General features: G+C 75.0%; 15 protein-coding genes and 3 pseudogenes. 13 read left to right on the top strand and 5 right to left on the bottom strand.

Going from position 1 to position 17,912, the window contains the following annotated elements; all coding sequences use genetic code 11:
- The 4 genes and pseudogenes from ABD981_RS09910 to ABD981_RS09925 all read left to right on the top strand — a co-directional run.
- Positions 1-364, top strand: a pseudogene (locus ABD981_RS09910) (radical SAM protein); the annotation flags it as partial.
- 125 nt (positions 365-489) lie between these two features.
- Positions 490-1,443: an adenosine kinase gene (locus ABD981_RS09915; RefSeq protein WP_046910067.1), complete on the top strand. Its 954-nt coding sequence runs from the start codon at positions 490-492 to the stop codon at positions 1,441-1,443.
- A gap of 29 nt (positions 1,444-1,472) precedes the next feature.
- Positions 1,473-2,177, top strand: coding sequence for a ribonuclease H family protein (locus ABD981_RS09920; protein WP_046910068.1), 705 nt, complete (start codon positions 1,473-1,475; stop codon positions 2,175-2,177).
- Between the two features lie 262 nt (positions 2,178-2,439).
- Entirely contained in the window at positions 2,440-3,165 is a 726-nt protein-coding gene (locus tag ABD981_RS09925; protein ID WP_123954868.1) for a GNAT family N-acetyltransferase, read from the top strand.
- 132 nt (positions 3,166-3,297) lie between these two features.
- Here the strand turns inward: ABD981_RS09925 and ABD981_RS09930 are convergent, their stop codons facing one another.
- Positions 3,298-3,711, bottom strand: a complete 414-nt coding sequence (locus ABD981_RS09930; RefSeq protein WP_046910070.1) for an STAS domain-containing protein — start codon at positions 3,709-3,711, stop codon at positions 3,298-3,300.
- A 163-nt stretch (positions 3,712-3,874) separates the two neighbouring features.
- Entirely contained in the window at positions 3,875-4,789 is a 915-nt protein-coding gene (locus ABD981_RS09935) for a universal stress protein (RefSeq protein WP_046910071.1), read from the bottom strand.
- 144 nt (positions 4,790-4,933) lie between these two features.
- On the opposite strand from ABD981_RS09935, the gene ABD981_RS09940 reads away from it, so the two are divergent.
- The 7 genes and pseudogenes from ABD981_RS09940 (at position 4,934) to ABD981_RS09960 (ending at position 11,846) form a co-directional block, all read left to right on the top strand.
- Complete coding sequence (locus ABD981_RS09940; protein ID WP_165590984.1) at positions 4,934-5,572, top strand: choice-of-anchor M domain-containing protein; 639 nt, start codon at positions 4,934-4,936, stop codon at positions 5,570-5,572.
- 142 nt (positions 5,573-5,714) lie between these two features.
- On the top strand, positions 5,715-6,848 hold the full coding sequence (locus tag ABD981_RS09945) for a choice-of-anchor M domain-containing protein (RefSeq protein ID WP_046910073.1): 1,134 nt from the start codon (positions 5,715-5,717) through the stop codon (positions 6,846-6,848).
- Complete coding sequence (locus ABD981_RS09950; RefSeq protein ID WP_046910074.1) at positions 6,845-8,407, top strand: anchored repeat ABC transporter, substrate-binding protein; 1,563 nt, start codon at positions 6,845-6,847, stop codon at positions 8,405-8,407. Before ABD981_RS09945 ends, ABD981_RS09950 begins: the two co-directional genes overlap by 4 nt.
- A pseudogene (locus ABD981_RS38800) lies at positions 8,404-9,594 on the top strand (choice-of-anchor M domain-containing protein); the annotation flags it as partial. The gene ABD981_RS09950 and the pseudogene ABD981_RS38800, both read left to right, overlap by 4 nt.
- A 73-nt stretch (positions 9,595-9,667) precedes the next feature.
- Complete coding sequence (locus tag ABD981_RS38805) at positions 9,668-10,060, top strand: hypothetical protein (protein WP_425586397.1); 393 nt, start codon at positions 9,668-9,670, stop codon at positions 10,058-10,060.
- A 110-nt stretch (positions 10,061-10,170) separates the two neighbouring features.
- Positions 10,171-10,911: pseudogene (locus tag ABD981_RS38810) on the top strand (anchored repeat-type ABC transporter ATP-binding subunit); the annotation flags it as partial.
- Positions 10,908-11,846, top strand: coding sequence for an anchored repeat-type ABC transporter permease subunit (locus ABD981_RS09960; RefSeq protein ID WP_046910075.1), 939 nt, complete (start codon positions 10,908-10,910; stop codon positions 11,844-11,846). The pseudogene ABD981_RS38810 and the gene ABD981_RS09960, both read left to right, overlap by 4 nt.
- 10 nt (positions 11,847-11,856) lie before the next feature.
- Here the strand turns inward: ABD981_RS09960 and ABD981_RS09965 are convergent, their stop codons facing one another.
- Positions 11,857-13,503 carry an FAD-dependent oxidoreductase gene (locus tag ABD981_RS09965; protein ID WP_046910076.1) on the bottom strand — a complete coding sequence of 549 codons (1,647 nt, stop codon included), beginning with the start codon at positions 13,501-13,503 and terminating at the stop codon, positions 11,857-11,859.
- 36 nt (positions 13,504-13,539) lie between these two features.
- On the bottom strand, positions 13,540-14,466 hold the full coding sequence (locus tag ABD981_RS09970) for an AurF N-oxygenase family protein (protein WP_046910077.1): 927 nt from the start codon (positions 14,464-14,466) through the stop codon (positions 13,540-13,542).
- A 159-nt stretch (positions 14,467-14,625) separates the two neighbouring features.
- Here ABD981_RS09970 and ABD981_RS09975 point away from each other — a divergent pair, with 159 nt between their 5' ends.
- Both ABD981_RS09975 and ABD981_RS09980 read left to right on the top strand, forming a co-directional pair.
- The gene (locus ABD981_RS09975; RefSeq protein WP_046910078.1) at positions 14,626-15,021 is read left to right on the top strand and encodes a nuclear transport factor 2 family protein; all 396 of its coding nucleotides are present in this window, start codon (positions 14,626-14,628) and stop codon (positions 15,019-15,021) included.
- 78 nt (positions 15,022-15,099) lie between these two features.
- Positions 15,100-16,128 (top strand): sigma-70 family RNA polymerase sigma factor, encoded by a 1,029-nt coding sequence (locus ABD981_RS09980; protein WP_123954872.1) that lies wholly within the window; start codon positions 15,100-15,102, stop codon positions 16,126-16,128.
- A 49-nt stretch (positions 16,129-16,177) separates the two neighbouring features.
- Here ABD981_RS09980 and ABD981_RS09985 read toward each other — a convergent pair whose 3' ends face one another.
- A complete protein-coding gene (locus tag ABD981_RS09985) occupies positions 16,178-17,305 on the bottom strand; it encodes a hypothetical protein (RefSeq protein ID WP_345528799.1) in 1,128 nt (375 codons plus the stop codon).
- Positions 17,306-17,912 lie beyond the last annotated feature (607 nt).

A 17,912-nucleotide genomic window follows, 5' to 3' on the forward strand; every position in this document is an offset into this window, starting at 1 on the left:
GCGGAGGTCTTCGGGCCGCGCAACGTCATCCCCAACTTGCGTGGCGGGCGTCGAGATGGCCGAGCCCTTCGGCTTCACCACCGTCGACGAGGCCATCGCCTCCACCACGGAGGGCCTGGAGTACTTCATGTCGCGCGGCATCACGCCCCGCTTCACCACCTGGTGCCCCGAGCCCACCACCCCGCTCGGCAAGGCCAATCCGGAGGGCGCCCCGCTGGAGTACCACATCCGGCTCCTGGAGGCCTACCGCGCGACCATGGAGGCCAACGGCCTCAGCTCGCCGCCCGGTTACGGCCCCGCGGGCCCCGGCCGCGCGGTCTTCTCGGTGAGCTCCTTCATGGACAGCCTCCCCGCCGAGGACTGAGCGCCACCGGAGCACGACGCCCGGACCCGGCCGCCGAGAGCGGCCGGTCCGGGTGTCCCCCGGCGCCTTGTGAAATTTCTTGCAGGATCTTGCAGGGCTTCCCCGGGCGCTGTTTGACTGCGCGCATGAGCAGCGACAGCCCCAGTGATGCCGAGACCGACATCGACGTCCTCGTCCTCGGCGGTGCCGGCGTCGACACCATCGTGTACGTCCCCGAACTGCCCCTGCCCTTCGCCGACAGCCACATGATCCGGCCCGGGATCGAGACCCGCGCCGGACAGACCGGCGACTTCGTCGCCCTCGGGCTGCACCGGCTGGGGTTGCGGACCCACCACCTCGACCTGGTCGGCGCCGACCCCGAGGGCGAGCTCGTCCGCCGCTTCCACCGGGACCAGGGCATCCCGCTCACCGAGGTGCCCCACCCCGCGGGGACCAAGCGGGCCGTCAACCTCGTCGGGCCCGACGGCCGCCGGCTCTCCCTGTACGACGCCACCCGGGGGCACGACGACGACCGGCTGCCCCCGGAGACCGTGAAGGCGCTCGCCGCCCGCAGCGGGCACGCCCACGTCTCGATCACCCAGCCCTGCGCCCACGCCCTGCCCGCGCTGCGCGACGCCGGGGTGACGCTCTCGACCGACCTGCACGACTGGGACGGCAGCTCCCCCTACCACGAGCCCTTCGCCCACGGGGCCGACGTGGTCTTCCTCTCCGCCGTCGCCCTGGACGACCCCGAACGCACCATGCGCGGCATCGCCGCCCACGGCCGCGCGTCCGTCGTCGTCGCCACCGCGGGTGCCGACGGCGCCTACCTCCTGGACGGCGCCGGGAGCCAGCTCGTCCATGTGCCCGCCGTCACCCCGCCCGCCCCCGTCGTCGACAGCAACGGCGCCGGCGACGCCTTCGCGGCGGGCTTCCTGGCCGCCTGGCTCTCGGGGGCGCCCGTGCGGGAGTGCGCGCTGCACGGCTCCGTGGCCGGGGCGTACGCCTGCACCGTGCCCGCGACCCGTACCGACGCCATCGGGCGGGACGCGCTCCGGGCGGAGGTGGCACGGCTGAGCGCCGCGGCCGGTGGTCACTGAGCCGTCGGGGGACATGTCAGGATCGGAGGATGACAGAGAAGATCATCGCGGCGTGTGACGGCGCCTCCAAGGGCAATCCCGGACCCGCCGCCTGGGCCTGGGTCATCGGTGCGGGGGACGGCGAGATCGCGCACTGGGAGGCCGGACCGCTCGGCACGGCGACCAACAACGTGGCCGAACTCACCGCCCTGCTCAGGCTCTTGGAGCACATGGACCCCGCCGTGCCCGCCGAGGTGCGGATGGACTCGCAGTACGCGATGAAGGCCGTCACCACCTGGCTGCCGGGCTGGCGCCGCAAGGGCTGGAAGACCTCGGCCGGCACCCCGGTCGCCAACAAGGACCTCGTGGTGCGCATCGACGAGCTGCTCGCCGACCGGCGCGTCGAGTTCGTGTACACCCCCGCCCACCAGGTCGACGGCGACCCCCTGAACGACGCCGCCGACCGCGCCGCCAGCCACACCGCCCGCACCCAGGAACCGGCCGGCTCCGCCGCCGGCTCGCCGCTTCCGCCGCCGGAGCCCGGTTCCAGCCGCCCGGCGGCCGCCAAGCGTGTCCCGAAGGCGGCCGGAGCGACGTCCCGAGGACCCCGGAAGGCGGGCTCCTCGGGCGCTCCCACGCTCAAGGCCCGGTTCCCCGGACGGTGCCGCTGCGGCAAGCCCTACGGCAAGGGGGAGACGATCACCAAGAACTCCGACGGCTGGGGGCATCCGACCTGCACGGACGCCGCTTCCTAGGGCCCCTCGGGAGGGGCCTTGGACCATGTGAGGGATCGGGGTGAACCGGACATTCACCCAGCCGTGCGCTCGGGTTCGTGTGGGGTTCTGTTCAGGAGGCGCTGGGGGCTGCATACTGTCCTCCTCGCACCGGTGACGAACCGTTTCATTGCCCGTTTTGCCCATCCGGCGAAGTGGTCGGCATCCGGCGCGAACCTCACCCCGTCATTCCCGCCGTGATCCGGCGTGGGATGTCCCCTGCCCGTGAAAGACCCGAGGTTCCGTGCCAGTACCTGTAGTCCTTGCCGGGCGCACCGTGCGCCTGGAGCCGCTGGCCATGCGCCACGCCGAGGGCATCGCCTGGGCGGGCGCACTGGATCGTGCGGCCTATGCCTACACCGCCGTGCCCCACGGCCTTGACGCCTCCTGCGACTACATCGCCCGCGCGCTCGCCGATCAGGCGGCGGGCCGGGCGTTGCCCTTCGCCCTGGTCAATCCCCGCAACGGCCGGGTCCTGGGATCCACCCGATTCCTGGAACTCGACTACTGGCGCGGACCCCTCGTGTGGCCGCCGACCACCGGCACGCCCCACGGCGACCCGCTGACGGCCGTGCCCGACGCGGTGGAGATCGGCAACACCTGGATCTCCACCGAGGCCCGCGGCACCGGCGTCAACACCGAGGCCAAGTACCTCATGCTGCGTCATGCGTTCGAGACCTGGGGCGTGCGCCGCCTCTCGATGCGGGCCGACGCCCGCAACAGCCGCTCCCGGGCCGCGATCGAACGTCTCGGCGCCACCTGCGAGGGCGTCCGCCGGGCCCACTCCCGCGGCCTGGACGGGGTCGTCCGCGACACCGCGTTCTACTCGATCCTCGACGAGGAGTGGCCGGCCGTGCGCGGCATCATCGAGCTGCGGCTCCCCGGCCTGCGCCCGCAGGGCGTCCTCGAACGGGCCTTCCCCGGCGAGACCCGGGAACACGGCGGCGCGGGCGAACTGCTGCCCGCGTAGCCGGAACACCCGGCGTCCCGCTCTGCCGCCCCGGCTCCGCAGGTCCCGCCCGGTCCGGCGCCGCCCGTCCGTCCGGCCGTGACAGGCCGGGCGGGACCGGGCGGGACCGGGCGGGTCACGGCGGGGCGGAGCTCAGACCGGCAGTCGCCCCGGCTGCCCCGCGCGGGGCGCCGGAGGCCGGGCGGCGCCGTCGGGAGCCCGGCCGCCCGGGTCGGGCACGGACGGCTCCGGGCGCAGTACGTCGTCGAGGCCGGCCAGCCGGATCAGCCGCAGGATCATCGGCTGGTCGCACACGAGGCGCCAGGCCGCGCCCCGCCCCCGCACGCGCTGCGCACACCGCACCAGGAGCCCGAGCCCCGACGCGTCGCAGAAGCCGAGATGGCGCAGGTCGACCGTGAGGGCGGTGGCCTCGCGGGTGAGGTCGTCCAGCTCGGGCCGGACGCGCTGCACCAGCACCAGGTCGAGCTCGCCGTACAGCTCGACAGTGGTCAGGCCCTCGCTCGACCGGACGGCGAGGTGCGGTTCGCGGCGTCGGATCAGATGCATGGACACGCTCCAGTGGATCGGCCCCCGTGGGTCGAGGTTCTCGGCCCACGAGGAGGCAGACACGTTTCTCCACATCTGCCATCACACGAAGAGGTGAATTCGGCGCATTTACGCCCGCTTGTGTCCCGCACTCGCCCCGGCGGCGCCCCGCAGGAGACCGGCCCTAGACCGCCGGCGGCACGACGGCGACCGGGCAGGCCGCGTGGTGCAGTACGGCGTGCGCGACGGAGCCCACGAGCAGGGTCTCGACCCGGTGCCTGCGGTGCCGGCCCACGACCAGGAGGCCCGCCTCCCGGGAGTCCTCCACCAGCCGGCCGGCCGCGTCGACGGGCGTGACGGTGGGGATCACCTCGACCTCGGGGTGGCGCTCGGTGAAGGGCCGCAGGCGTTCCTCCTGGCGGCGGGCGGTCAGGCCGACGAGCTCGGGGGTCTCGTCCGGCAGTGGCGGCGGCACCTGGAGGGCGGGTGCCGGAGCGCCGATGAGCAGGGCGGGGGAGGGCGGTACGGGATAGGCCGTCACCACCTCCAGCGGCACCCCGCGCCGCTTCGCCGCCTGGAAGGCGAACGCGACCACCTCGTCCGGGGTTTCGTCGGTGTGCAGCCCGAGCAGCACCCGCCCCGCCCGCGCCCCGCCCTCCAGTGACGCGGCCCGCGCCTCGTGCGGCACCACCACGACCGGGCAGGGGGCCGACGCGGCCAGGGTGCGGCTCGTCGAGCCGAGGAGCAGGCTCTTGAAGCCGCCCCGCCCCCGCGAGCCGACCACGAGGAGCCGGGCGTCGCGCGCGGCCGCGCTCAGGGCGTCGACCACGGACCCGTCCAGCGAGGCGTACCGCACGTCGAGCCCCTCGGCCTTCGCGCCGACGTGGGCGGCGAGCGCGTCCACGACGGTGTCGGGCATCTCGGGGGCGGGGCCCAGGGAGGCGATCCGGGCGCTGCCGAGCTGGAGCGCCTCGGGGCGGACGTGGGCGACGGTCAGCGGCGCCTCCAGGGCGTGGGCGACCCCGAGGGCCCATTCGAGCGCCCGCAGGCTGTGCTCGGAACCGTCCACTCCCACCACGACAGCTGTCTTCTCACTCATGCTTCGCACTCATATCGGGATCATTCGATGCCTTTCGGATGCCACGCCGGATGCGCCTTGCGCGTTGTTAATGAAAATGATTATCGTCTCGATTGTTCGCGCACACTCAACACAGCCCAAGGGGGGCTTCTTTTGCGTACCTCCATGCGTTCCCTCACCGTCCTCGGCGCCCTCGCCGCCGCCGTGTCCCTCGGCGGACTCACCGCGGCGCACGCCGCCGGGACCACCCTGTCCCAGGGCCACATCGACGCCCTCGACGTCGAGTACGACGGCAGCGCGCTCCAGCTCCACGTCCACGACCACTCCGCCGTCCCGGCCGTGGAGTACGCGCCGGCCGACGTCGTCCTGCGCGCTCTGCCCGCCGCCGCGTACACCGTCCCCGCCGGCACCTGCTACAGCCACCTCGGCACCGCCGGCACGACCGTCTACCGCCTCCCGCAGGTCGAGGCCACCGGACTGCTGTGGCCCGGCATCTCCGGCGAGCACCTCGCCGCCGGCGTCTTCCAGGGCGACAAGGTCCAGGTCAAGCTCGCCTCGGTGAGCGGCCCCGGCAAGATCATCGTCTACAAGAACGGGCTCTGCCCGAAGAACAACCGCTCCTTCGACAGCGGCGACGCCGCCCTCGCCAACACCCGGGACGTCGTCGCCGGCGAGCACGACCACGCCAATTGGGCCTTCACCAAGGCCGGTACGTACACCGCCACCTTCCAGGTGAGCGGCACGCTCGCGAACGGCACCAAGGTCGGGCCGACGTCGGCCGCCTACACCTTCCAGGTCGGCTGACCCCGGGCCCGTACCGCCGAGAGGTGCTCCGGGCCCCACGCCGGGGGCGGGTCGGCCCGCCGCCCGATCCGCCCCCGGCACCGCCCCTCGCCCGACCCGAACGCCGCCCGCCGACCACCCACGCCGAAGGAGCCGCCCCGCCATGCGGGCCCCACTCGCGCCACGCCCCGCCGTCATCGCCGCCGTCCTCGCGGCCGCCACCGCCGTCGTACCGCTCGCCGCACCCCGGTACGCGCTCGCCGCCGACCTGCCGGCGACCGAGGCGCCCGCCGGCGAGCGCACCGTCCTCGACGGCGGTCACCTCGACCTCGCCGCACGGCTGCGCGACGGCCGCCTCGACTTCATGATCAAGGACGGCACGGTCGCGGGCCGCACGGTCTGGCGCCAACCCTCCGACGTCGTCCTCCACTTCGACCCCCGGCACGCGATCGTCGTCCCCCCGCGCGAGGAGGTCCCGCAGTTCGAGGGCTTCGGAGAGCCGGGCGAACGCCTCTGGGTCGACAAGGACTTCGCCTCCCAGGAGGGTCTCCTGTGGCCCGGCTGGAGCACCATGGAGATCCTGCCGTCCGACCTCGCGGGCACCGTGAAGGTGAGCTTCCCGAAGATCACCGGGCCCGGCCGCCTGGTCCTCGGACAGTGGGCCGACGACCCGGAACTCGGCGTCCGCATCGGCGTCACCGTCGACGGCGCGAAACCGGACCCCGGCAGCGTCGACCTCCGGCCCTTCAGCCACTCCCACCCGCTGTGGATCCTCGACACCGAGGGCGTCTACCGGATCACCCTGCAGATGACGGCGACCCTGCCCTCCGGCGCGAAGGTCTCCGACCGCGAGACCCTCGCCGTGGCGGTCGGCGACGTCGACGCGTCGAAGGTCGTGCCGGGGGAGGGAGACGGGGGCGGCGACGGGGGGCCGGGAACTCCGGAACCGAGCGGGTCTCCTTCGCCGACGCCGACGCCGACGCCCACCGCGACGGCGAGCGCCACCACGACCCCCACGGCCACCGCCACCGCCCCCACCCCCACGCGTCCTCCCACCACCGGTCCCGATCCCTCCACCGTGCCCGGCGATACGCCGACCCCGCCCCCCGCTCCCGGCGGCACCACGACGCCGCCGGACCCGCCGCCCTCCGCCACGAACGCCCCGGTCGCGACCGGCGGCGGCCGGCTCGCCGCCACCGGGGCCGGGGTGGCGCTGCCCGTAGGGATCGCCGGTGCCGCGGTGCTCGCGGGCGGGGCCGTCGTCCTTCTCGTACGCCGGAAGAGGGCGGCCCGATGAGCCGCGACCCGGGCCGCGCGCGTACGACGGGAGCGGTCGCGGGACTCCTCGGTGCGCTGCTCGTCGGCGCCGCCGGCTGCTCGGCCCCCGTGGCGGGGCGCTCCGGCGAGGCCGAACTGACCGTCTCCACGACCACCGCGATCATCGCCGACCTGGTCCGCAACGTCGGCGGCGACCGCGTCGACGTCGCCTCCGTCGTCCCGCCGCACGGCGACCCCCACTCGTACGAGCCGAGCCCCGGCGACGCCGCCCGCGTGGCCCGCTCCGACCTCGTCTTCACCAACGGGCTCCTCCTGGAGGAGCCCGGCATCCTGAAGACGATCCACACCAACGCCCCCGACGGCACCCCCAAGATCCCCCTCGGCGAGAAGCTCGAACCGTACGGCGGCTCCGTCATCGAACTGAAGGAGGACCTCGGGCTCGACGTCCTCTGGCTCGGCTGGGCCGTGGAGGGCGAGGTCGCGGGCGACGGCAGTCAGATACGGACCACCGTGACCGGCCTCGAAGGCCCCGGGGACCTGCGCGTCTACCTCACCGACACCCTCGGCACCCCGACCGTCACCGTCGACTCCGCCGACGGCTTCGACTCCGCCGACTCCTTCGTCCTGCCGCCCGAGGCCCACACCCACGTCAACTGGGCCTTCAGCGCCCCCGGTACGTACCGGCTCACCGTCCAGGGCCGCACCGAGGCGCTCGACGGCACCGGCGCGCCGATCGGCGGCGGCACCGTCACCTTCGCCGTCGGCGCGGCGGCGGCCAAGGCGGCCGGCGGCAAGACGCTGCTCGACGGCGGGCACGCCGACGTCGCCCTCGACGCGCGCACGAGGACCGTCCGGATCCGCTCCGACGACCCGGCGACCGGCCGGCGCACCCACCACCCGCTCGACTCCGTCGTCCTGTCCGTCCCCGACCGGGCGCGGGAGGCCGTGCCCGCGGAAGGCGCGTACCGCTTCCTCGGTGCCCCCGGCGCACCCCTCTGGGTCCTGCCGCAGGCCGTCGTCGGCAAGCACGTCCACGGGGACCTGGACCCGCACACCTGGCAGGACGTCGCCAACGCCGAGGCGTACGTACGCCGGATCGAGGCCGAACTCGTCGCGGCGGACCCGGCCGGACGCGCCGTCTACGAGCGCAACGCCGCCGCCTACCTCGCCCGGCTCGGCCGCCTCGACGAGGAGGTCGCCCGCACCCTCGCGGGCATCCCCGCCGGGCACCGGCGGCTCGTCACCACCCACGACGCCTTCGGCTACCTCGCCCACGCCTACGGCCTGGACGTGGCCGGCTTCGTCGTGCCCGTGCCGAGCCGCGAGCCCAGCGCCGCCGAGATCGCGAGGCTCCGCGACACGATCCGCGAGCAGCGGATCCCGGCCGTCTTCCTCGAACCCAACCTCGCCGCCCGCGCCGACGTCCTGCGCCGGGTCGCCGAGGACGAGGGCATCGGCATCTGCACCGTCTACGGCGACTCCTTCGACGACGAGGTCCACGACTACGTCGCGATGATGCGCCACAACGCGAACGAACTGGCCCGCTGCCTGGGCCGGGAGGGGAGTGGAGCCCGATGAGGCTCGTCCACCACAGCAAGACCGCCCTGGCCGCCGCGGGCGCCCTCGCCCTCGCGGGAACGGCCGCGACGACCCTGCCGGATCCGGCGGCGGCCGCGCTGCCGGGGACGTCCGTGCGGGCGCCCGTGGCCGCGGCCGCGCCCCCGTCCGCGTCCGCGGGGGCGACGCCTTCCGCCGCCGTGCCGGGCGGGGAGGACCCGGACGGCGCCGTCCCCGTGCTGGCGCCCGTCACCCTCACGGGGACCGCGGACGGGTACGAGCTGGGCCTCGGCCCCGAGCGCACCCTGGACCTCGACGACGGCCATCGCGTCACCGGGGCCGACGGCGTCACGCGCTGGGAGACGGCCGCCGCCTGGGACACGACCGGTGCCGGCGCGCCCGGCACCCCCGTCCGGTGGGCGCTGACCGCGGCCGAAGGCCCCGGAGCCGTCCGGGTCCTGGAGCCTGAGGACGGGGGAGCGGACCCCCTCGTGCGCTTCGACAGCGCCGACGGACTGCCCGACGGGTACGACCTGCCGGTCGGCCGCCGGGGCGAGACCCGCTGGACCTTCGACGCCCCCGGCACCTACCGGCTGACGTTCACCGCGCGGACCGCGGCGGGGACACGGCCCGCCACGGCCGAGGTCCGGCACACGGTCCGCGTCGGCGGCGGGGCGGCGGAGCCCGGGGAGGCCACCGCTCCGACGGTTCCCTCCGCCCCCGCCGCGCGCCCGCTTCCGGGGCCCCGGGCTCCCCGGGCCGTGACCACCGCGGCGCCGGCGGAAGCGGTCGAGACGGTACGGAAGGTGCTCGACGAAGGACACGTCGACATCGCCGCCCGGCTCGTCGACGGCAGGCTGCAGATCCACGTCAAGGACGGGACCGTCCCCGGCCGGACCGTCTGGCGCGAGCCCTCCTCGGTCGTGCTGCGGGTCAAGCCGCAGGCCAGGAAGACGATCCCGGCCCACAAGGACTTCGCCTTCCTCGGCCGGGCGGGCGACCCCGTCTGGCTGCTCGACCAGGTCCAGCAGCCGGGCCTGCTCTGGCCGGGCTGGTCCACGGACAACCTGCCGGCCGGGGCGACCCGCGGGGACGTGGAGTTCAGGCTGGTGAAGGCCGAAGGGCCGGGCAGGTTCGCGCTCTACAACTACGACGGCCTGTCCGGCGCGACGGTCCGCTTCAACAGCGCCGACGGTGTGCCGGACGCCTTCCGCGTCCCCCCAGAACGCGCACGCGCACGGCGGCTGGGCCTTCGGCAAGGAGGGCGACTACCGGCTCACCGTGTCGATGTCCGGTTTCCGCGCCGACGGCGCCCGCGTGAGCGACACCGAGACCCTCACCTTCGCGGTGGGGGAGGGCGCGGGAGCCGGCCCGGGCGGCGGTACGGGCTCCACCACGGCGGGCTCCACCGGCGGAGGCACAGGAGGCGCAGGAGGCGCAGGAGGCGCAGGAGGCACGGGAGGCACGGGAGGCACTGGGGGTACCGGAGGCCCTGGCGGAACGGCGACGGGCGGGGCTGCCTCCGGGGGCTCCACCGCCGTCGGCGACCCCGCGCCGCGAGGCTCCATGGCCTCGACCGGCGCGGCCTCCACGGCCCTCCTCGGCGGCACGGCGGTGGCCCTTGCGGCGGCCGGCGCGGCGGCCGTCCGGATCGCCCGGAGGCGCTCGGCATGACCACCGCCACGGTGACCACCACCCAGGGCGACTCGGCCCCCCGCCCCCTCCTCCGTGCGGCGTCCGTCTCCGTCGTCCTCGGCGGCCGTCCGGCCGTCCGGGACGCCTCGCTCACCGTGGCTCCCGGCGAGCTCGTCGGGCTGCTCGGACCGAACGGCGCCGGCAAGACCACCCTCCTGCGCGCGCTCCTCGGCCTCACCGCCACCACCACCGGCTCCGTCGAGGCGGAGGGGCCGGTCGGATACGTTCCCCAACGCCACGAGTTCGCCTGGGACTTCCCCGTCGACGTCGCCGGAGCGGTCCTCAGCGGGCGCACCCGGGCGGTCGGCTGGCTCCGGCGCCCGCGCGCCCACGACCGGGCCGCCGCGGACGAGGCGCTGGAGCGGGCGGGGCTCACGGACCTGCGCCGCCGGCCGATCGGCGAGCTCTCCGGCGGCCAGCGCCAGCGCGTCCTGGTGGCCCGCGCCCTCGCGGCCGAGCCCCGGCTGCTGCTCCTCGACGAACCCTTCACCGGGGTGGACGTACCGACCCAGGAGCTGCTGGGCGGGCTCTTCGGCCGGCTCGTCGCCGAGGGGCGGGGGCTGCTGATGACCACCCACGACCTCGCCGCGGCGGCCCGTAGCTGCTCACGGGTCGTCCTGCTCAACCGTACGGTCGTCGCCGAGGGCGGCCCCGAGCTGCTCTCGGACGCCGGGCGGATGCTGCGCGCCTTCGGCCTGGACGCGACGTCCACGACGGTTACGGCCGGCGCGACGGTTACGGCCGGCGCGACGGATACGGCCGGCACGACGGATACGGCCGGCACGACGGACGCGACGGATGCGACGGACGCAGCGGGGGCGGCGGCATGAGCGAGCTCCTGGTCCTCCTCTCCGAGCCCTGGCACCTGCCCTTCATGAGGCGGGCGTTCGCCGTCGCCGCGATCGTCGGGCTGGTCTGCGGGGTGGTCGGCGTGTACGTCGTGCTGCGCGGCATGGCGTTCATCGGCGACGCCGTCGCCCACTCCGCGTTCCCCGGGGTCGCGCTCGCCTACGCCTTCGAGGGCAACCTGCTGCTCGGCGGCGCGACGGCCGGGATCGCCACGGCCGTCCTGATCGCCTTCGTGTCGCAGAACCGGCGGTTGAAGGAGGACACCGTCATCGGCGTCTTCTTCGCCTTCGCGTTCGGCCTCGGCATCGTCCTGGTGTCCACCCGGGACAGCTGGACCACCGACCTGTCCTCGTTCCTCTTCGGGCAGGTCCTGGCCGTCGACGACGCCGACATCCTGCGCGTCGCGTGCATCGGCGCGGTCCTCGTCGCCGTCCTGCTGGCCCTGCGCAAGGAGCTCGTCGCGGTGACCCTCGACCGCGAGACCGCCCGCGCGGCCGGACTCCCCGTCCTGCCGCTCGACCTCACGCTGTACGTGGTCGTGACCGCGACCATCGTGATGTCCCTGGAGGCTGTCGGCAACATCCTGGTCCTCGCCCTGCTCATCACCCCGGCGGCCACCGCCCGGCTGCTGACCGAGCGCCTGTGGGCGATGACCCTGCTGGCCTCCGTGTTCGGCTGCGCGGGCAGTCTGGCCGGTCTGTACGTGAGCTACGCGTACGACCTCGCGGCGGGCGGCTCGGTCGTGGTGGTCCTGACGGCGCTGTTCACGGTGGTCTGGCTGGGCGCGCCCCGGCACGGCCTGGTGGCGAGGCTCCGGCCGCGCCGCCGCTCCCGGAACCCGGGCTCCGGGAGCGGCCCCGGTCCGGCGCCCGCCCCCGCTCCCGCTCCCGTGGGTGGGGCGGGGACGGGGGCGTGACGAGGCGGGCTCAGCGGGTCAGCCGGCGCCTCCCCCGGGCCGCCGCGACGAGTTCGGGTACGGTCCCCAGCTTCACCCGGGGCCGTCCCGCCGCCCCGCCGCGGGCGAGTTCGGCGCGTTCGATGGCGGCGAGGCCGCGGGCGTCGACGACCGTGCCCGCCCGGCCGCGCGCCAGCCGGTCGAAGGCGCGGGCGCTGCCGGCGGGCGGGGGGAGGGTGCCGTCGACGGCGTCGGCGAGCAGGGTGCCGACGGTCTCCGCGGCGCAGGTGCGGTTGGCGCCGATGCCGCCCGACGGGCCGCGCTTGATCCAGCCGACGACGTAGGTGCCGGGCCGTCCCGCCACCCGGCCGTTCTCGTGCGGCACGGTGCCGGTCGCCTCGTCGAAGGGCAGCCCGGCCACGGGCATGCCCCGGTAGCCGACGGCGCGCAGCACCCTGCCCGCCGGGATCTCGGTGGACGTGCCCGGCTCCGGGCCGGTCACCCGCACGGCGCCGTCCAGGATCTCCTCGGGCGCGGAGTGGAACCGGAAGACGATGCGCCGCTCCGGCCCCGGCGGCGCGGACCAGTCCACGTGTTCGCGGTCGGCGCCCCGCAGCAGCGCCGCCTTCTCGTGGGGCGCGGCCGAGTCGACGGCGGCCCAGGTCCGCGGATCGTGGGCGTCGACGACGAGGCGCACCCCGGGCAGCTTGCCGAGCGCGAGCAGTTCGGGCGCGGTGCAGGAGGCGTCCTCGGGGCCGCGCCTGGCGAGCAGCACCACCTCCCGCACGGAGGAGGCGCGGAGGGCGGCGAGGGCGTGGTCGGCGATGTCGGTCGCGGCGAGCGCCTCGGGGTCGGTCACCAGGATGCGGGCGACGTCGAGGGCGACGTTGCCGGTGCCGACCACGACGACCCGTTCGGTGCCCGACAGGTCGACGGCGTCGGGCGCGACCTCGGGGTGCGCATTGTACCAGGCGACGAACGCCGTGGCCGAGAGGCTGTTCGGCCGGTCCTCGCCCGGGACGCCGAGGCGGCGGTCGGCCGCGGCGCCGACCGCGTAGACGACGGCGTCGTGGTGCGCGGCCAGTTCCTCGGCCGTGACGTCCGTGCCGACGTCGACGCCGAGGTACATCCGTACCCGGGGGTGGGTGTGGAAGCGGGCGAAGGTGTCCCCGATCCGCTTCGTCGCCGGATGGTCGGGCGCGACGCCGTACCGGACGAGGCCGCCGGCCACCGGCAGCCGGTCGATCAGGGTCACCTCGGCGTTGGTGTGGAGCAGCAGGTCCTCGGCGGCGTACATCCCGGCGGGCCCGGTGCCGACGACCGCGACCCGGATGGGGGCGAAGTCGGACGGCAGGCTGCGGGGGAAGGACGGCTGCCCCCAGGGGTGGAAGGTGGGTCCTGCCACGGGTTCCGGGCGGGGCCCGCGCTGCTCGTAGTAGGCCGCGTTGACGGCGGCGTACTCCTGCTGGCCCGGGGCGAGGGCGTCCGCGGGGAAGATCGCGTCCACGGGGCAGGCGTCGGCGCACGCCCCGCAGTCGATGCAGGACCGGGGGTCGATGTACAGCATCTCCGTGCGGCCGAAGTCCGGCTCGTCCGGCGTCGGGTGGATGCAGTTGACCGGGCAGACGGCGATGCAGGTGGCGTCGTTGCAGCAGGTCTGGGTGATGGCGTAGGTCATGTCGTCGTCGGCTCGTCCGCTCGTCTCTCGGGCAGGTCAGATGAGGTGGGCGCGCTTGTAGAAGGCGAGCGCGGGACGGGTGAGGAGGCGGCACGAGGCCAGGAACTCCATCAGGCCCGAACAGCTGGACCGCATCAGGGACTTGTGGTGCTCGTTGGCGCGGGCCTCGGCGAGCGCCCGCTCGGTGTCGAGCCCCGCGTTGGCGTACACCTGGCGGTTGACCATGCTGGTCACGATGAAGTACGAGGCGAGGGAGACGACCAGGGCCTGGACGTGCCGGCGCAGCGGTCCGGCGTGGCGCAGCCGGGCGCGGGTCTCCTCGCGGGCGAACTTCATGTGCCGCGACTCCTCGACGACATGGATGTTGTTGATGGTGCGGACGAAGGGGGCGACCCGCTCGTCCCGCATCCAGTCGCGCTGCATGACGTCGAGCACCTCCTCGGCGACGAGGATCGAGGCGTACGCGGCCTCGCCGACGGCGAGCGTCTTGAAGGCCCGGCCGAGTTCGAGGACGAAGCGGCCCGGGCGGTAGGCGGGGGCGCCCAGCTTGGCCGCGCCGCGGCCGAACATGATCGAGTGCCGGCACTCGTCGGCGATCTCCGTCAGGGCCCACTGGAAGCGGGGGTCGGTGGGGTCCTTGGCGTACATGTCGCGCAGCACCATCTGCTGGAGGATCATCTCGAACCAGATGCCCGTGCTGGCCACCGACGCCGACTCCTGCCGGGTGAGCTCCCGGCGCTGGGCCTCGGTCATCTCCTGCCAGTAACGGGTTCCGTAGAGCGTGCTCCACTCGGGGCTCATGCCGTGGAAGCCGTCGTCGAGCGGGGTGTCCCAGTCGACCTCGGTGGCGGGGTCGTAGGACAGCTTGGCCGAGGAGTCGAGCAGCCGGCGGGCCGCCTCGCGCTCGGTCGTGGACCCGGAGGGCCCGGCCTGGTCCGCCGGCCGGACGGTGCTGCTTGCCATGATGCGGCTCCTTGATGACCTCGGGGGGCAGGAACACTCGCTTATTAGACTTCCCGTCTAGCAAGCTATTAGACGGAAGGTATAGCAAGAGCGTCCGGTCGCCTACCCATCGGTACGAAATTCCCCCGGGCCCCGGCGCCTTCGGGGGAGGATGAACGCATGCACCAGGAAAGCGAAGAGGACGCGATCGCCGCCGCCCTCGCCGGCGAACTGCGCCTCATGGACCCGTCCGTCCGCGTCTCCGCCGACGAGGCCCGCCGCCTGCTCGACCCCGAGTTCGTCGAGGTCGGCGCCTCCGGACGGCGCTGGACGTACGAGGAGATGCTCGCGGCCCTCCCCGAACTGGCGGGCGGCGACCCGCGGAACGGCCCGCGGTACGAGCCGTCCGGCCTGCGCGGGGTGCTCCTCGCGCCGGGCCTCGTCCACGTCACCTACGAGACGGTCATCGACGGCCGGCGGGCGCGCCGTAGCTCGCTCTGGCGCAAGGGGGCGGGACCGGGGGACGCCGGCTGGCGCATGTACTACCACCAGGGCACCCCCGTCGCCGACGGGTGAACGCCCCTGCTGTCATGATGCGTTCTGCCGGGCGGGCGTGATCATGAACGCCCGACGGGGAACACGGAGCGGGGGACCATGGGCACCGAGGACGCCAAGGACACCAAGGACACCAAGGATGCTAAGGACACCGAGGGCGCCAGGAGCGGGGACAGCGAGCTGCTGACGCGGCGGTTCGAGCAGGACCGGAGCCATCTGAGGGCGGTGGCCTACCGCATGCTCGGCTCGCTCGCCGAGGCCGACGACGCCCTCCAGGAAGCCTGGCTGCGGGCGGACGCGGCCGGGATCCAGGGCGTCGAGAACCTCGGCGGCTGGCTCACGACGGTGGTCTCCCGGGTCTGCCTGAACATGCTCAGGTCCCGGGACCGGCGACGCGAGGACGCCCTCGACGACCTGCTGCGCGAGGCGGAGTCCGACCGGCCCGACCGTCCCGGCGGGGCCGGGCGGGACCCGGAGGAGGAGGCCCTGATGGCCGACTCCGTCGGCGTCGCTCTCCTCGTCGTCCTCGACACCCTCGCCCCGGCCGAACGCCTCGCCTTCGTGCTGCACGACATGTTCGCCGTGCCCTTCGAGGACATCGCCCCGCTGCTGGAGCGCAACACCGCCGCCGTGCGCCAGCTCGCCAGCCGCGCCCGCCGCCGGGTGAAGGGCGGCACCGCCCCCGCCCCGGCCGGTGCGGCCGACCTGGCCCGGCGGCGCAGCGTGGTCGACGCCTTCCTGGCCGCGACCCGGGGCGGCGACTTCGCGGCGCTGGTCTCCCTGCTCCACCCGGACGTCGTGCTGCGCGCCGACCGCATGGTCGTCCCGACGCCCGAGCCGATCGTGGTCATGGGCGGCCGGACGGTCGCCGAGGGCGCGATGGCCGCGATGGGCCGCGCCCGCTTCACCGGTGTGGCGCTGGTCGACGGCACGGTCGGCCTGGCGATGGCCCCGATGGGCCGCCTGGCCCTCGTGCTCACCTTCGCGGTGACGGACGGTCTGATCACCGGGATCGAGGTCGTCGCGGAGCCCGAGCGGCTCGCGGGGATGCGGCTCGACGTGCTCGGGACCGCCGGGTCCGATGGCGCCGGCGGCGACGGAGGGGCGGGGCTTCCCGCCACGGAGTGAGGCGGGCCGTGAGGGCCGGGCGGGCGGCGGTCCGCCCGGCCCCCACGGGTCACGCGGAGCCAACCCGGTAGGCGCCGACCTGCGTCTGGGTCAGCGTGTTGCCGGCGGCGTCCGTCAGCTCGGTGCGGAACGACACCGTGCCGCCCGGGCCCGGGGTGCGGACCGAGGCGCGGCCTCCGGCCATGGGCGCCCGGGTCCACGTGGCCCCGGCGTCGGTCGACACCGAGACGGCCAGGCACCGCACGCCCGACGTCGCCGCCGCCCCCTGCACGGTCACCGGCACGAGCGAGGTCGTGTACGGCGCGGCGGTGCCGTCCGGACGCAGCTCCGGGGTGAAACGGACGACGCTGAGCGGGAGTTCGGCGGCCTGCGCCGACGCGGCCGAGGTGAAGGTCCAGGTGGCCGTGACCCGCCCGCCCGGACGGGCCGCCGTCGTGGAGAGCCGGTAGTCGGCGCGGGCGGACGGCACGGTGAACTCGGCCTGCCCGGGCGTGCCGCGCAGGGTGCCGACGAGCCCGCCGTTGCGGTGCAGGGTGGTGCTCGCGCCCTCGAACAGCGGATCCCGCGACCGATGTCCCTCGCCGTCCGCGAGCAGGGACAGGTCGAGGCCGATCGTGTTGCCGGTGCGCACGCCCGCGGGCCGTGCGCCGGGCCTCGGGTCGAGGGCGGGGCCGAAGACGGGGCTGTCGAACGCGACGAGGGTGCCGGCACCGGCCCGCACCCGGACCTCGGGCGCCTCGTAGACGGTCGGCGGGGTCTCGTCCGTCACCCGGGGAGTGCTGTAGCCGACGTTCCAGGCGCCGCGCTCCGGGGTCGCGAGGATCGTGGTGCTGCCCGGGACCAGGAGCGGCAGGGGCAGCGTGGCGGCGCTCGGACCGGACGGTTCGAGCGAGACGAAACCGTACCCGGGCCCGGTCGCGGGTGCGGGGGCGCGGACCGTGAGGGCGCCGAGCTCGGCCGCCGTCGGGTGCCGGACGAGGCCGGTCAGCGCGCGGTCGGAGGTGAAGGTGTAGCCGAGCGCGTACCACTCCTTCGCCCCCTTCCAGTAGCTGTCGACCGACTGCCGCACCGAACCGGGCTCGGCCGCCGGACCCTGGTGCGCCATCCGCAGGGTCGGCGTGGCGTTGATGATGTGGACGCTCGCGGTGCCGCCCCCGTGGGCGACCTCGACGAGCACGCCGCTCAGCCGGAACTCGGCCCCCGGCCTCCGGCGGTGCGACGTCCATCGGCCGGGCCGATCGGGGGTCGAAGACGACGGTCGTGTCCCCGTCCACGTCCAGGCGCGGCTGGACGATCCAGTCCGTCTCGATCTGGGGGCTGTACACGGAGATCGAGGAATCCAGGAGGTAACGCCCCTTGGGGACGCGGAGGGTGACGGTCGCGGCCGGCTCCTCGCGCAGCCGCTGCGCGAAGCCGGCGGCGGCACCGGAGACGCCCGTGACGTGGGTGGTGTAGTCGGTGGTCGGCGCGCCGGTGCGCCCGAGGTGGACCAGCGTCAGGGCGTACGTCTCGGTGCTCGCGGCGGTCGCGGTCGTCGCGGCCGGGGCCGGGGCGGCGGCGTGGGCGACGGCGGCGGGGAGGCAGGTGCCGGCGGCGGCGAGGGTGAGACCCCGCAGCAGGGTCCGGCGGGTCGTGCGCGGGGTGGCGATGTTGTTCATGATCAGCACTGGGCGGAAGGGCCGGGGCGTTCCCGTGACCTGCGCCACATGGCGCGGGGCGCCCCCTGAGTCGGGTGCGGCAGATGTGGCGGCTGTGGCGCAGGTCACGGGAACCCGGGCGAACCG

The organism is Streptomyces showdoensis (assembly GCF_039535475.1).
In the GTDB taxonomy this organism is placed as follows: domain Bacteria; phylum Actinomycetota; class Actinomycetes; order Streptomycetales; family Streptomycetaceae; genus Streptomyces; species Streptomyces showdoensis.

Bases quoted from the DNA above. Each gene is read 5' to 3' on its own strand.
- ABD981_RS09920 (WP_046910068.1), top strand. From the start codon at position 1,473: ATGACAGAGAAGATCATCGCGGCGTGTGACGGCGCCTCCAAGGGCAAT.
- ABD981_RS09965 (WP_046910076.1), bottom strand. From the start codon at position 13,503: ATGACCTACGCCATCACCCAGACCTGCTGCAACGACGCCACCTGCATC.
- ABD981_RS09950 (WP_046910074.1), top strand. From the start codon at position 6,845: ATGAGCCGCGACCCGGGCCGCGCGCGTACGACGGGAGCGGTCGCGGGA.
- ABD981_RS09930 (WP_046910070.1), bottom strand. From the start codon at position 3,711: ATGCATCTGATCCGACGCCGCGAACCGCACCTCGCCGTCCGGTCGAGC.
- ABD981_RS09970 (WP_046910077.1), bottom strand. From the start codon at position 14,466: ATGGCAAGCAGCACCGTCCGGCCGGCGGACCAGGCCGGGCCCTCCGGG.
- ABD981_RS09945 (WP_046910073.1), top strand. From the start codon at position 5,715: ATGCGGGCCCCACTCGCGCCACGCCCCGCCGTCATCGCCGCCGTCCTC.
- ABD981_RS09980 (WP_123954872.1), top strand. From the start codon at position 15,100: ATGGGCACCGAGGACGCCAAGGACACCAAGGACACCAAGGATGCTAAG.
- ABD981_RS09935 (WP_046910071.1), bottom strand. From the start codon at position 4,789: ATGAGTGAGAAGACAGCTGTCGTGGTGGGAGTGGACGGTTCCGAGCAC.
- ABD981_RS09915 (WP_046910067.1), top strand. From the start codon at position 490: ATGAGCAGCGACAGCCCCAGTGATGCCGAGACCGACATCGACGTCCTC.
- ABD981_RS09960 (WP_046910075.1), top strand. From the start codon at position 10,908: ATGAGCGAGCTCCTGGTCCTCCTCTCCGAGCCCTGGCACCTGCCCTTC.
- ABD981_RS09975 (WP_046910078.1), top strand. From the start codon at position 14,626: ATGCACCAGGAAAGCGAAGAGGACGCGATCGCCGCCGCCCTCGCCGGC.
- ABD981_RS09940 (WP_165590984.1), top strand. From the start codon at position 4,934: ATGCGTTCCCTCACCGTCCTCGGCGCCCTCGCCGCCGCCGTGTCCCTC.